Source organism: Rathayibacter tritici (assembly GCF_001641005.1).
Classification (GTDB): domain Bacteria; phylum Actinomycetota; class Actinomycetes; order Actinomycetales; family Microbacteriaceae; genus Rathayibacter; species Rathayibacter tritici.
This window is the reverse complement of sequence record NZ_CP015515.1, coordinates 1,396,471-1,409,687: the sequence shown is the minus strand read 5'-3', so window position 1 is coordinate 1,409,687 and position 13,217 is coordinate 1,396,471. Positions and strand designations below refer to the sequence as shown.

Sequence of the window (13,217 nt, the reverse complement as noted above, 5' to 3'; positions counted from 1 at the left end):
AGTCAGCCCGTAGCGCGGGAGCGGAGGGTGAGGAGCACGCCAAGGACGGCGACGACGCCCGCCGTCGACAGCGAGACGGCCGGGGCACTCGGCGCTGTCAAGCGACAGCCGACGACTGTGCCCGTCCCCGTCCAAGGGGCGACACTGGGCGGATGAGCCTTCGCCTACTCCTCAAGAGCCTTCCGTCCATGCCCTCCGAGCTGCCTTCGTTCGATGCGGAGGCGACCCCGGCCGATCCGATCCAGCTTTTCGGGCAGTGGCTCGAGGAGGCGAAGGACGCGGGGCAGCTCCTCCCCCACGGCGCCACGGTGTCCACCGCCGCCGCCGACGGCACCGTCTCGGCACGCGTGTTGGTGCTGCGCGAGATCGACGAGGCCGGGTGGGCCTTCTCGACACACGCGTCCAGCCCGAAGGGGCGAGACATGGAGGAGAACCCGCACGCCGCGCTGACCTTCTTCTGGCCGGTGCAGGGCCGGCAGGTCCGCGTGGAGGGCCGCGTCGAGCGCGCCAGTGCGCAGGAGTCGGCCGACGACTTCCGCCGCCGCTCCGAGGCTGCGCGCACGGCGCTCCTCGTCGGACGCCAGAGCGAGCCGATGCGCAGCGCTGAGGACTTCGGTCTCGTCACGCTGCAGACCAGCGTCGCCGTGAGCTGCTCCCCCGCCACGCTCGACCGCGACTGGGCCGTCTACCGGGTGATTCCCGAGCGGATCGAGTTCTGGCAGGGCTCGGCCGCCCCCGAGCAGGACCACACCCGCCTCGAGTACCGTCCGGGAACGACGGAGGCGGGCGGCTCCCGCTGGGAGCGCACCCGCCTGTGGCCCTGAGGCCGAGAGCTACGCCTTCTTGATGCTGAGCTGCTCGATGATCGCCTGGGCGACGTCGTGCATGGTGAGGCGGCGGTCCATCGATGCCTTCTGGATCCACCGGAACGCCTCGGGCTCGGTGAGGCCCATCTTCTCGTTCAGCAGGCCCTTGGCGCGGTCGACGAGCTTGCGAGTCTCGAAGCGCTCGACCATGTCGGCGACCTCGGCCTCGAGAGTGAGGATCTGGGCGTAGCGCGAGAGAGCGATCTCGATCGCGGGCAGCAGGTCGTTCGGAGTGAACGGCTTCACCACATAGGCGAGCGCTCCGGCCTCGCTCGCGCGCTCCACGAGCTCCTTCTGGCTGAAGGCCGTGAGCAGGACGACCGGCGCGATGTGGGCCTTCGACAGGCGCTCGGCCGCCGAGATGCCGTCGAGCTGGGGCATCTTGACGTCCATGATGACGAGATCGGGGCGCAGCTCGGTGGCGAGAGCCACAGCGGTCTCGCCGTCGCCCGCCTCACCGACCACCTCGAAGCCGTTGTCGCGGAGAATCTCCACGATGTCGAGGCGGATGAGGGATTCGTCTTCGGCGACGACGACCCGACGGGGCGCGGTCGACGAGGGTTCCTGGTCAGTCACGCCGATGAGCCTACGGTATTCTCGACGAGCTGGTGATGAGCCGGTGTGGCGGAATGGCAGACGCGGGGCACTCAAAATGCTCTGCCCGAGAGGGCGTGTGGGTTCGAGTCCCACCACCGGTACCCAGACGGCGTGCCTGGCGACACCGTGGCGCGTGACGGGCGCGCCGACCTCTGCGGCGCCGCCCGAGTAGCGGTCAGCGGGACAGCGGCAGGCTGCCCGCCAGCCATGCGACCTGCCGCTTCGCCCCGGCGAGGACGACGCCCACGGCGCCGTGCTCCTCCGTCCGGGCGTTCGCCATCGCCGCGGTAGAGGAGTCGTAGTCGCGTGCCGCTTGAGCTCCCCGGCCTCACACCGCGACGTCGCGCCGGCGTCCCGGGAACGGCGCTCCCGAGCGCTGGTCACCAGAACATGGTGCCCGGCGAGCCCTTGAACGGGCCCACCACGCGCGCAGTGATCCAGCCGCCGTAGAAGTCGCCCGGCTGCGGCTGGACCGTCTCGCCGGCGACGGTGCAGGAGTCCATCCGGCCGGGGTACAGGGCGACCGTGTCGACGAGCGCCTCGAACCCGGCCATCGGCTCGAGGTAGGTCCAGCCCGCCGCCTCGGCGATCGCTCCTCCTCCGCCCCTGACCGTGAGGTAGGACGCGGCGCCCTTGAACTCGCAGATGCTGCGGCCGGGCGCCGGTTCGAGCGCTCCCGACGCGAACGAGGACACGGGGAGGTAGTAGACGGGCGGGTGGCTCGTCTCGAGAACGCGGAGGGCGTCGGTGGTCTCGGCGACGACGACTCCGCCCAGCGTGACGACGACGTGCTCCGAGGTGGCTTCGACCCTGGGCGGTCGCGGGTAGTCCCAGACGGATTCTTGGCCCTCTGCGGGCGGCACACGCTTCATCCCGCTCACGCTACGCGGCACTAAGCAGCCGTCCGCCGCCTCCCAGAGGATGCCCGGGCGGGCGCCGTCGCCCCGCTGATCGCCGCCGCCAGAACGCGCGGACGCCCTGGTCGCGTAACGTCGTCCTTGCGCCGGAACCCCGAGACCGCGCGCAGAAGGAATCCAGAGTGCCCACCGAATGCATCCACGGCCTCGACATCGCGCTCTGCGACGTCTGCTCCCCCGCCAAGCTCCCCGAGCCCGTGGGACGCGCCAGCCGGGCACCCGCGCGCGTGCCGGGCACCTCCCGAGCGGCTACCGCCCGCGCCGCTGCTCGCGGTACGGTGCGCGAGAAGCCCCTGCCCGAGGTGGACATCGCCGCGCAGCGGATCTACCACGTCACCCACCTCGACAACCTCGAGGCGATCGTCGCCGCCGGTGCGATCCTGGCCGACCAGCAGCTCGTTGAGCGTCCCGCGGTCGACGTCAGCGCCGAAACGACCCGCGAGCACCGCCGTGCCGTGCAAGTGAAGGACGGCGTGAGCGTCGCCGGCTTCGTCCCCTTCTTCCTCTCGCCCGACGCCGCGCTCTGGGCCGACCTGCGCGGCGAGCGCGTCGCTCCGCACTGGTCGCCCAGCGCCCACGAGACCACGGCCTCGCAGTACGTCGTGCTGGTGGGCTCGCTCGCCTCGGCTCCCGTGCTCAGCGACGGAGACGCCTCCCACGTACTGACCCGCTTCACCGAGGGCGACGCCCTGGTGCGCACTATGGCCCGCCTCCTGGTCGACGAGCCGGCGCTGCGCAGCGCCGAGGCGCTCGTTCCCGAGCGCTTCCCGCTCGACGGCGTCGCCACGGTCGGAGTGGCCTCGGTCGCCGCGCGCAACCGCGTCAAGGCGCTGTTCGAGGGCGTCGACGCCTCGCCCCGCGTGGCCGTCTACCCGCCGTGGTTCCACCCGGTGGCCGCGGAGGAGTGATCCGGGCCTAGTCGGCTTCGAGCAGGTCGAGGCGGTCGGCAAGGTAGCGACGCAGCGGCATCAAACCCTGGTCGCCGAGGCCGGGCGCCCAGCGCACCAGCACCTCGGAGCCGCGCAGGACCAGCGGCTCCTCTCCCGCCTCGAGGGCGGCGGCGTCGAGCGCGAGGGGACGCCAGCCGTAGTTGACGATCTCGCCCTCCTGGAACGGGCCGTCGAAGGCGGCACGGCGGATCTCGCGCCGCGCCTCCTGCGACTCCGACTGATTGTTGGCGTGCAGCGGAGCGACGGCCCGCGTGACCGATCCGGTGGCGAACAGCTCGCCCTGGCGCCCGAGAAGGAGCACGCCCAGTCGCCAGGCCCGAGTCACCGGAGCCATCACGGGCTTGCGTCGGAAACCGAGGATCGCCCGCGGGATGCGCAGCTGCGCGAGGGCCTGATCGGCGACGCTGCGCGCCTCGAGTTCGGCGCACACCTCCCCGAGTAGCGCGGTCAGGGCGGCGACGGCCTGCTCGGCCCCGGGTGCTGCGGGCATCGCTCCTCCTCGTTGCGTGCCGCCAGCCTACGGGCGGCACCGGCGCCGGGCTTCCGCCCTCCGCACCGACCTCGCCGCCGCGCACCGCTAGCATCGCCTGACAACACTGAGGAGGACGAGCGATGCGCGTCATCATGATGGGCCCGCCAGGCGTGGGCAAGGGCACCCAGGCGGACGCGCTCTCGCGCGAGCTGGGGGTGCCGGCAATCTCCACCGGCGAGCTGTTCCGCGCCCACGTTGCCGATGGCACCGACCTCGGCCGACGGCTGCGGGCGCTCGTCGAGGCGGGCGAGTACGTGCCGGACCAGCTCACGAACGCGCTCGTTGCGGAACGGATCGACGAGGACGACGCTCGCGACGGCTTCATTCTGGACGGTTATCCGCGCACTCTCGCGCAGGTCGACGCTCTCACCGAGTTGCTCGACGAGCGCGGGACGCCCCTGTCGTGCGTCGTTCTCCTGACGGCCGGCGCTGACGTGGTCCTCGCGCGACTGCACGCACGGGCGCAGGAGCAGGGCCGGGCCGACGACGACCCCGAGGTGGTGCGGAACCGGATCGAGGTCTACGAGCGCGAGACCGCTCCCCTGGCGAAGGTCTACGAGGAGCGCAGTCTGCTGGTGCGCATCGACGGCTCAGCCTCACAGGACGAGGTGGCGGCCAGGATCATCGCGGCGTGCCGGCCCGAGTGAGCCGACCCGCCGCGACGGGCATCAGATCGCCGAGGCGAGGACTTCGTCGAGCTTGGCGGAAGCCTCCTCATCCGTGCCCTTCAGGGCGAGCGAGAGTTCGGAGACGAGGATCTGACGGGCCTTGAGCAACATCCGCTTCTCTCCGGCCGAGACGCCGCCCGCCTGCTCCCGACGCCACAGGTCGCGGACGACCTCGCTGACGCGGTAGACGCTGCCGCTGGCCATCTTCTCCTGGTTGGCCTTGAAGCGGCGCGACCAGTTGCTGGCCTCCTCCGCGACATCGCTGCGCAGGACGTCGTAGACGGCCTGGACGCCGGCGTCGTCGATGATCTCGCGTACGCCGACAAGTTCGGCGTTCTCGACGGGGAGGGTGATGGTGAGCTCGCTGGTGTGCACGTTCATAGTCATGAACGTCTTCTCGACGCCCTTCACCGAGCGCTTCTCGAGCCCGGTGATCGTCACCGCTCCGTGGTGCGGGTAGACCAGGGTCTCGCCGACCTCGAATGTCATCATGTCGTGCCTTTCGTCGTGGGGCGTGGTGGGAGTGAGGAGTCGAGGGGTTGCAGGGTCGCCTCGGCGAGCCACAGCGGCAGCAGCGCGACGAGATGCTCGACGAGCTCCTCGTCGGTGCCGTCGAGCGAGCCGGCGAGCCAGGCGCCGACCACGGCGAGCACCCCGCCGGCCGCGAAGACCGCGGTGAGCTCGGGGTCGACCGCAGGGGGGACGTCGACGCGGGCGAGCACTGCGTGGTGCAGGGCCAGTGCCGTGTCGAGCACGGCATCGTCCGACGCGACCCGGGCGGAGGCGCGGGCCCGGAGGCGGGCGTGGAAGGCGTGGCGGTCGACCAGGCGCTCGATCAGGCGCGAGTAGCCGCGCTGCAGGGCATCCCCTCCTGAGCGATCTGCCGGGGAACTCTCGGCGACGTCGGCGACCACGAGGTCCTGCCGGAGGAGGGCCGAGGCGACTCCCGCGGCGTCGTCGAAATGGGCGTAGAACGCGCTGCGGCTGATGCCTGCCTCGCGCACGATGTCGCTCACGGCGATCCCCTCTGCTCGCTCGCCGTCGCTCTGCATCACGAGGCGCTCGACCGCATCGAAGACTCGGCCGCGAGTGCGTCGAGCCCGCGGATCGGCGGAGCCGGGCGCCGAGGGGGACTCCGCCGCGGGCACGGAAGCAAGGCGCACGGACGTCATTGGTGGTGAGTCTACCACTTCCCGGACAGGTGTACGGGAAGCGGGTCAGGCTCCGCTGGACACCTGCGCGAGACGCGCGATCCGGTCGATCGCTGCCTGCTCGCTCGGCGAGACCGGACCGAGGTAGCGGCGCAGGAACACGAACAGCAGCCGATTCGCCGTGATTGCGGGCCACCAGGGGCGGCGCAGACCCAGCAACCGGCGCACGTCCGGCCTGAGCGAGGCCACGGCTCCGGCGAACAGCAGCGGATAGACGGCACCGGCCTCGCCGGGCAAGCGGATGTCGCGGAGAAAGCCAACTGCCTCTCGCACGCGCGCGTCCGGCTTCAGCTCGCCCGCGAATCCGGCGAGCTGTTCGCGGAGCTCCGCGACGCTCTCGGGCGGGTGCTCCACCCCGAGCAGTCGACCGGAGGCCGCCCACTCGCGCACGTAGGCGTCGGGGCCGCCGGGGATCCTGCCGCCCCACACCTCGTGGGCACCGAGGAACGCCTCGGTGAAGGCATCGTGCACCCACAGCAGCAGCCGCGGATCCTGAGCGGAGTACGGGCGCTCGAGGCCGCCGGCGTCCTCGTAAGAGCCCACGATCCGCTCATGAACACCGGTGACCCAGCGCGCTGCTCCGCTCGCCGCCGCGGTGTCGCCGAAGCTGGTCGTCAGGACCCAGCGGACAGTGTTGTCGAGTCGGCCCATCGGATCTTCGCGGTAGCGCGAGTGGTCGTGCACGCCCGCCATCGCTCCGGCGTGCAGGGTCTGCATCAGCAGGGCGCGGACTCCAGCGATCATCGTCGGCAGCCCGCCGTTGACCGCCCAGACGGCACTGCCCGGTCCGAAGAGCCCGGCGTCGGCTCCCTGCTCGAGGGCGACGATCCAGTCGGCGCGGGGGCGGGGGCGTCGGCTCATCCGCCCAGTGTGCGCCCGGTCCCTGGGTCGCGGCTGGCTGTTTTGTCACCCTTCGTGGGGTCGTCAGTCGGCGAGCAGCTCGCGGACGTCGTCGGCGGTCAGGGCCCGGGCGAAGAGCTCGCCCTCGTCGAGCACCGCCGTACTGAGGCGGCCCTTGCGCTCTTGGAGACGCACGATCTTCTCCTCGATCGTGTCCGTCGCGACCATGCGGTACACGTTCACCCGCCGCTGCTGGCCGATGCGGTGGGCCCGATCCACAGCCTGCGCCTCGGCGGCGGGGTTCCACCACGGATCGAGGACGAACACGTGGTCGGCCTCGGTGAGCGTGAGTCCGGTGCCGCCCGCCTTGAGGCTGATCAGGAAGACGGGGGCGGCACCGGAGCGGAACTCCTCGATGACTCCGGCGCGGTCCCGCGTGGACCCGTCGAGCTGCACGAAGGGGATCCCGCGCTGACGCAGCCGCTCCCCCGCCCGCTCCAGATAGGACGTGAACGTACTGAAGACGAGGGCCCGGCGGCCCTCGGCGAGCACGTCGTCGAGCTGCTCGACCAGCACGTCGAGCTTGGCGGACGGGACATGCCGGTAGGCCGGATCGACCAGAGAGGCGTCCAGCGCGAGCAGGCGGAGCAGGGTGAGCGAGCGGAATACGGTGAAGCGCTGGCGGTCGAGGTCGTCGACCATCCCCAGGAGCTTGCGCCGCTCGCGCTGGAGGTAGCTGTCGTAGAGCACCCGGTGAGCAGGTGTCAGCACGATCTCGAGCGTCTGCTCCTGCTTCTCGGGCAGCTCCGGCGCGACCGCCTCCTTGGTGCGGCGGAGCAGGAACGGCCGGAGCCGTCGCCGCAGACGCTCGAGGCGACGGCGCGCACCTTCGGTGTGGCCGACCGTCCGCCCCTCGGACAGATCCGGCGAAGCGATGCCGATCGGCGCCTCCGCATGCAGGATCGGCCGGGTGTACTCCTCGCGGAACCGGCGCAGCGGCGGCAGCAAGCCGGGCGCGACCAGGGCCAGGACCGCCCACAGCTCATCGAGCGAGTTCTCCAGCGGCGTGCCGGTGAGCGCGAGCACGACGGGTGCTCCCACACCGCCCGCGGCCCGGTGCGTCTGCGAGGCGGGGTTCTTGACGAACTGCGCCTCGTCGAGCACCAGGGCCGACCACTCCCGTGCCGCCCAGCGCTCGCCCGCGAGGCGCAGAACCGCGTAGCTGGTGAGCACCACGTCCACGTCCGCCGGGATCGCGTCGAAGGCGCTCTCCCGCGAGCTCGCGACGACGTGGACGCGCAGCCCCGGCGCGAACCGCTCGGCCTCGGAGCGCCAGCCGGGCACGACCGAGGTCGGGGCGACCACGAGGAACGGCGCGCGACGGACTCCGACGCGGCGCCCCTCCTCCACTGCCCACACCATCATCGCCAGCGCCTGCAGTGTCTTACCGAGGCCCATGTCGTCGGCGAGGATTCCGCCGAGTCCATGACCGAGGCGGTGTACGAGCCAGGCGTAGCCCGCCCGCTGGTAGGGGCGCAGCTGCGCGGTGAGGCCGGCGGGCGCCTCCACCTCATCCGGCGAGCCGGCGGCCAGGGCGGAGGCGAGCACGTCGCGCCAGGCGTCGGAGGCGATGTTCTCGTCGGCCAGCTCTGCCAGCTCGCTCCAGAGCTCGGTCTGGTGCCGGCCGAGCCGCGGCCCCGTCTCCCACTCGTCGAGCTCGTCGGCCCGGGTCAGCAGCTCGCGGAGCCGGTCGAGGCCGGGGTGCGCGAGCGAGAGGTAGGAATGGTCGACCAGGCGGATGCGGTCGCCACCCGCCGCCAGGGAGCGGAAGAGGGGCAGGAACGGCACGGTCGCGTCGCCGATCGTGACGACGACACCGAGGTCGAACCAGTCGGCGCTCTCGGTGTCGACGGCCGTGATCGTGAGGGTGAGCGGTCCGTTCAGCAGGCGGTAATCCGGAGCGGCGCCCTCGCGCTCCACCCGCACACCGCCGACTCCCTCCAGCTGCGGCAGCTGCTCCACCACGAAAACCGCGGCCTCGGCCCCGCGCAGGACCGCGCTCGTCCCCGGCTCCGGGACCACGGTGGATCCGGCCTCTCCGAGCACTGAGCGCACCCGGCGGAGCACGGCCCGCTCGAGGACGTCGTCGGGCGTGCCGTCGAGCTCGGTCGCACGGTCGGGCGTGCGGCGCCAGTGCCAGCCGACCCTGACCGTGCGCCGGGGCTCGAACGCCACGGTACAGACGAGGCGGGGCGGCTCTGGCTCGTCGAGCACGAGGTCGACCCCCTCTTCGCGAAGCGCGATGCGGCCACGAAGGGCCGGGAGGTGCTCGCGGACGAACTCGGACACGTCCTCGGCCGGGACGTTCGTCTGCTCGGGGTGCTCGAGGAGCCGCAGCTCCTCGTCGTCGAAGGGCAGCGGCGCGGGGGCGAGGAGGATCGAGGACGGATCGCCGCCCTCGACCGCGTAGACACCGTGCCGGGCGACGGGACGCGCCGACTCCAGCGGATACTCCGCCCCGTCGATCCGCAGGACGGGCCGCAGCCGCAGCGCGCCCTCCTCCGCCGAGACCGTCACCGCCACGTGGGCGGGACCGCCGAGGCGCACCGCCCCCTTCTCGGGGGCGAGCAGTGGTACGGCCGCCGCCTGAGCCTGCTCGAGCAGCCGCCAGAGCAGCGGACTCTCGTAGTCGTCGAGGTGGATCCAGTCGGGGTCCTGCCCGAGGTGCACCGTGCGGGTGGCCCGATGGAGCGCGGCGAATTCGGCGAACCAGCGCTGATGGGCGGGGTCGAGCGAGAGCCGATGAGTCTGGAAGTTGAGCGACTTCCAGGTGAGCGTGGTGCGGTTCCAGGCGCCGCCGCGTCCGCGCACGACGGGCCGGGTAGCGAGCCGATGGTCGCGGCGCTCGGCCGGGTCGTAGCCCTTCGCCGTGACGCGCTCGCTCGCAGGCGCCCGCCACGGATCGTCGGCACGGCGCACCAGCCGGCGCAATTCGAACTGCAGGCCGATCGGTGTGAGGACCGGCGACGCCTCCGCCTCCGTGGAGCCGCTGAGCTCGCCCACGCGAGCGCGCCAGGAGGAGGGGGTCGACTCGGGAGGCATCGCCCCATGCTGCCACGCACCTCCGACATGCCCACAAGGCCCGCCAGGCGGGCAGAATCGGAGCATGAGTAGCAGCGACTCCCCGGCGCCCACCGTCCTCACCCTCGGCAGCGAGAGCCTGCGCGTCGCCCTGACCACCGCCGGGGCCGAGATGACCTCGCTCCGCGACGGCGAGGGCCGCGAGTACCTCTGGCAGGCCGGGCCCCAGTGGCGTCGGCACGCTCCCGTGCTGTTCCCGATCATCGGGCGCCTCCCGGGCGACACCCTGCAGCACGATGGCGCCGAGCACCGGATGGGGCAGCACGGCTTCGCGCGCGACCGGGTCTTCGATCTCGCCGGCGTCTCGGCCGACGAGGCTGTGTTCCGGCTCCGGAGCGACAACGCCACACGCGCGATGTTCCCCTTCGACTGGACGCTGCTCATCGCGTACGCCGTGACCGACGCGACACTGCGGATCACCCAGACCGTCGAGAACCGCGGCTCGACCCCGCTGGGCTACTCGCTCGGCAACCACCCGGCCTTCGCGCTACCGCTGCCCGGCGGCCGTGGTGCACACCGCATCCGCTTCGCGCAGCCCGAGCCGGAGGGGTACCGCCGCGCGCCCGAGAATCTGCTGCTGGCGCAACGCCACCCCGCGCCGCTCGAGGACGGCGTGCTGGCGGTGGACGACGCGCACTTCGAAGCGGGCGTGATGATCTTCGATGAGTCGCGCCGACGCACGCTTCGGCTCGAGGCCGACGGAGCGGCCCGCTCGATCGAGGTCGACACCGGGGACTTCGACGTGGTCGGCGTGTGGAAGCCGGTCGGCGCGCCGTTCGTCTGCCTGGAACCGTGGCGCAGCGTGCCGACGCCGGAGGGCTGGGACGGCGACATCGTCGACAAGCCGCGCCAGATCGTCCTCGGGCCGGGCGAGCAGCGCGCACTGTCCTACCGCATCGCGCTGAGCTGAACGTCCTCCCGTTGGATCTGTGCGTCGAGCCGCTCGAAGCGGCGGATGATCAGGCCCTCGCGCGTGGCCCAGGGGCAGATCACCAGCGTCTGGACGCCGAGGGCCTCCATCGCAGCCTCCGCGACGAGGGCTCCGGCGAGGAGCTGCGGGGCCCGCAGAGCGGAGACGCCCGGGAGCGCTGAGCGGTCGGCCGCGCTGATCGCGGCGAGACGCGAGGTCCAGAGCCGCAGGTCGACCAGGTGCAGCTCGCGGCGCACGAGGGGGCCGGCCGCGCTCGAAGCGGCGCCGGTGATCCGCGCGAGCGAGCGGAAGGTCTTCGAGGTGCCCGCCACGAGGTCGGGGCGACCGAGGGCGACGAAGGCGCGGGCGGGCTTCGCAAGCAGCTCCCTAGCGTGACGGCGGGCGGCCTTCACGCTCGTGGCGGAGGCGGGATCGCCGACCAGCAGATCGCGCGTCACCCGGCCCGCCCCCAACGGGACGGACACCGCCAGCTCCGGCACCTCGTCGATACCCATCGAGAGCTCGAACGAGCCGCCGCCGATGTCGAGGTCGAGGATCGAGCCGGCACCCCAGCCGAACCAGCGGCGCACGGCGAGAAAGGTGGCCGACGCCTCCGCCTCGCCGCCGAGTTCCTGCAGATGTACGCCCGTCTCGGCGCGGACCCGGTCGAGGACCGTGGCGCCGTTCCCGGCCTCGCGGATCGCGGAGGTGGCGAAGGCGAGCAGGTCCTCCGCCCGGTGCTCGCGGGCGACCTCGGCTGCCTCGGCGACGAACGCGATCAGCTCGCGCTGCCCCTGCTCGGTGATGTCACCCGCCGCGTCGAGGTGCGCCACGAGCGCGAGACTGCGCTTGTGCGAGCGGTAGGACACCGGACGGGCGCCGGGGTGCGCGTCGACGAGGAGCAGATGGACCGTGTTGGAGCCGATGTCGAGCACGCCGAGTCGCATGGGTCCACGGTATCCGCCTGCGCAGCCGCATCCGGCCAGGGGCGCCGATCTCGGCGGGACCACGGAGGGCCCGGCCGCCTGCGCGACCGGGCCCTCCGGGGAGTGCTGGACTCAGTGATCCCAGTTCTCGGCCCTGTCGTCCGAGCTGGACGAGCCGACGATGTGCACCCGCATGTCGTTCGTCGTTCCGGCGCGCCCGGGGGGTGACCCGGAGACGACGACGACGGTCTCGCCGGGCTGGGCGAGACCCTCGCGCAGCAGCACAGCATCCACCTGCGCGAACATCGCGTCAGTGTGGTTGACCCTCGGCGTGACGAACGACTGGACTCCCCAGTTCAACGCCATGCGGCGACGGACGGCGGGCTCGGGGGTGAAACCGATGATCGGGATGCCGTGGCGCAGGCGCGTCATGCGGCGCACCGAGTCGCCCGACTCCGTGAACACGCAGAGGAACTTGGCCTCGACGAACTCTGCGACCTCGGCGGCGGCCAGCGTGACCGATCCGCCCTGGGTACGGGGCTTGCTTCCGAGCGGCGGGATCCGCTCCAGGCCGTGCTCCTCGGTGGACTCGACGATGCGCGCCATGGTCTGCACGGTGACGACCGGCCACGCTCCGACGCTGGTTTCGCCCGAGAGCATGACCGCGTCCGCGCCGTCGAGGATCGCGTTGGCGACGTCCGAGGCCTCGGCTCGGGTGGGGCGTGGGCTTTCGATCATCGACTCGAGCATCTGGGTCGCGACGATGACCGGCTTCGCCCACCGGCGGGCGAGCTCGACGGCGTGCTTCTGCACGATCGGCACGGCCTCGAGGGGCAGCTCGACGCCGAGGTCGCCGCGGGCGACCATGATGCCGTCGAAGACGTCGATGATCTCCTGGAGGTTATCGACCGCCTGCGGCTTCTCGATCTTCGCGATGACAGGAGCCTTGCGGCCCTCTTCCGCCATGATCTCGTGCACCCGCTCGATGTCGCTGGCGTTGCGCACGAAGGAGAGCGCGATGATGTCGGCGCCGAGGCGGATCGCCCAGCGCAGATCGTCCTCATCCTTCTGCGAGAGGGCCGGAACGTTGACTGCGACCCCGGGCAGGTTGATGCCCTTGTTGTTCGAGACGTTGCCGGGGACGACAACCTCGGTGACCACGCGCGGCCCCTCGACGGCGGTGACGCGGACCGCGACCTTACCGTCGTCGATCAGGAGCATGTCGCCCGGGTTCACGTCGTCGGGGAGGCCCTTGAACGTGGTGCCCGAGAGCTCGCGCGTGCCGATGACGTCCTCGGTGGTGATGGTGAAGACATCACCCTCGGCGAGGGCGTACGGACCGCCCTCGAACTTGCCGAGGCGGATCTTCGGCCCCTGCAGGTCGACGAGGATCGCGACAGCGCGGCCGGCGTCGTCAGCGGCCTTCCGCACGATGCGATAGATGCCTTCGTGGACGTCGTAGCTTCCGTGACTGAGGTTCATGCGGGCCACGTCCACGCCGGCGTCGATGATCGCACGAATGGTCTCGTACGACGACGTTGCCGGGCCGAGGGTGGCGACGATTTTCGCTCGTCTCATTGAGGGGGTGCTCCGTTGTTCTGCGCTCAGAGGCGCGTCGTTAGCGGGGGAAGTGAGCTGATTGCTGGCGGGCCGAGACTA

13 protein-coding genes, 1 tRNA gene and 1 pseudogene are annotated in these 13,217 nt (G+C 71.7%); 5 read left to right on the top strand and 10 right to left on the bottom strand.

The window, feature by feature from the left end; translation table 11 throughout:
- Positions 1-188 precede the first annotated feature (188 nt).
- Positions 189-824, top strand: a complete 636-nt coding sequence (locus tag A6122_RS06420; RefSeq protein WP_208855051.1) for a pyridoxine/pyridoxamine 5'-phosphate oxidase — start codon at positions 189-191, stop codon at positions 822-824.
- A 9-nt stretch (positions 825-833) separates the two neighbouring features.
- Here A6122_RS06420 and A6122_RS06415 read toward each other — a convergent pair whose 3' ends face one another.
- Positions 834-1,442 (bottom strand): ANTAR domain-containing response regulator, encoded by a 609-nt coding sequence (locus A6122_RS06415; protein WP_068252905.1) that lies wholly within the window; start codon positions 1,440-1,442, stop codon positions 834-836.
- A 39-nt stretch (positions 1,443-1,481) separates the two neighbouring features.
- Between A6122_RS06415 and A6122_RS06410 the strand changes: the two genes are divergently transcribed.
- A tRNA-Leu gene (locus tag A6122_RS06410) sits at positions 1,482-1,564 on the top strand.
- 74 nt (positions 1,565-1,638) lie between these two features.
- Here A6122_RS06410 and A6122_RS16440 read toward each other — a convergent pair.
- Both A6122_RS16440 and A6122_RS06405 read right to left on the bottom strand, forming a co-directional pair.
- Positions 1,639-1,770: pseudogene (locus tag A6122_RS16440) on the bottom strand (hypothetical protein); the annotation flags it as partial.
- A gap of 73 nt (positions 1,771-1,843) precedes the next feature.
- A complete protein-coding gene (locus A6122_RS06405; protein WP_068252902.1) occupies positions 1,844-2,335 on the bottom strand; it encodes a DUF427 domain-containing protein in 492 nt (163 codons plus the stop codon).
- Positions 2,336-2,502: 167 nt separating this feature from the next.
- Here A6122_RS06405 and A6122_RS15720 point away from each other — a divergent pair, with 167 nt between their 5' ends.
- Complete coding sequence (locus A6122_RS15720; protein WP_167542351.1) at positions 2,503-3,288, top strand: DarT ssDNA thymidine ADP-ribosyltransferase family protein; 786 nt, start codon at positions 2,503-2,505, stop codon at positions 3,286-3,288.
- Positions 3,289-3,295: 7 nt separating this feature from the next.
- Here the strand turns inward: A6122_RS15720 and A6122_RS06395 are convergent, their stop codons facing one another.
- Positions 3,296-3,820 carry a hypothetical protein gene (locus A6122_RS06395; protein WP_084415855.1) on the bottom strand — a complete coding sequence of 175 codons (525 nt, stop codon included), beginning with the start codon at positions 3,818-3,820 and terminating at the stop codon, positions 3,296-3,298.
- 122 nt (positions 3,821-3,942) lie between these two features.
- Between A6122_RS06395 and A6122_RS06390 the strand changes: the two genes are divergently transcribed.
- Positions 3,943-4,509 (top strand): adenylate kinase, encoded by a 567-nt coding sequence (locus A6122_RS06390; protein ID WP_068252900.1) that lies wholly within the window; start codon positions 3,943-3,945, stop codon positions 4,507-4,509.
- 21 nt (positions 4,510-4,530) lie between these two features.
- Here the strand turns inward: A6122_RS06390 and A6122_RS06385 are convergent, their stop codons facing one another.
- From A6122_RS06385 to A6122_RS06370, 4 genes are all read right to left on the bottom strand, one after another.
- Positions 4,531-5,019, bottom strand: a complete 489-nt coding sequence (locus A6122_RS06385) for a CarD family transcriptional regulator (protein ID WP_068257183.1) — start codon at positions 5,017-5,019, stop codon at positions 4,531-4,533.
- Positions 5,019-5,702: a TetR/AcrR family transcriptional regulator gene (locus A6122_RS06380; protein ID WP_068252896.1), complete on the bottom strand. Its 684-nt coding sequence runs from the start codon at positions 5,700-5,702 to the stop codon at positions 5,019-5,021. Before A6122_RS06380 ends, A6122_RS06385 begins: the two co-directional genes overlap by 1 nt.
- Before the next feature lie 45 nt (positions 5,703-5,747).
- Positions 5,748-6,602 carry an oxygenase MpaB family protein gene (locus A6122_RS06375; RefSeq protein ID WP_068252893.1) on the bottom strand — a complete coding sequence of 285 codons (855 nt, stop codon included), beginning with the start codon at positions 6,600-6,602 and terminating at the stop codon, positions 5,748-5,750.
- 63 nt (positions 6,603-6,665) lie between these two features.
- Positions 6,666-9,683 carry a DEAD/DEAH box helicase gene (locus A6122_RS06370; protein WP_084415854.1) on the bottom strand — a complete coding sequence of 1,006 codons (3,018 nt, stop codon included), beginning with the start codon at positions 9,681-9,683 and terminating at the stop codon, positions 6,666-6,668.
- 64 nt (positions 9,684-9,747) lie between these two features.
- On the opposite strand from A6122_RS06370, the gene A6122_RS06365 reads away from it, so the two are divergent.
- Positions 9,748-10,632 (top strand): aldose 1-epimerase family protein, encoded by an 885-nt coding sequence (locus A6122_RS06365; RefSeq protein ID WP_068252891.1) that lies wholly within the window; start codon positions 9,748-9,750, stop codon positions 10,630-10,632.
- Here the strand turns inward: A6122_RS06365 and A6122_RS06360 are convergent.
- Positions 10,611-11,579 (bottom strand): Ppx/GppA family phosphatase, encoded by a 969-nt coding sequence (locus A6122_RS06360; RefSeq protein ID WP_068252889.1) that lies wholly within the window; start codon positions 11,577-11,579, stop codon positions 10,611-10,613. The two genes, A6122_RS06365 and A6122_RS06360, sit on opposite strands and share 22 nt — an antisense overlap.
- A 111-nt stretch (positions 11,580-11,690) precedes the next feature.
- Positions 11,691-13,136, bottom strand: coding sequence for a pyruvate kinase (gene pyk, locus A6122_RS06355; RefSeq protein WP_068252884.1), 1,446 nt, complete (start codon positions 13,134-13,136; stop codon positions 11,691-11,693).
- Positions 13,137-13,217: the final 81 nt, after the last annotated feature.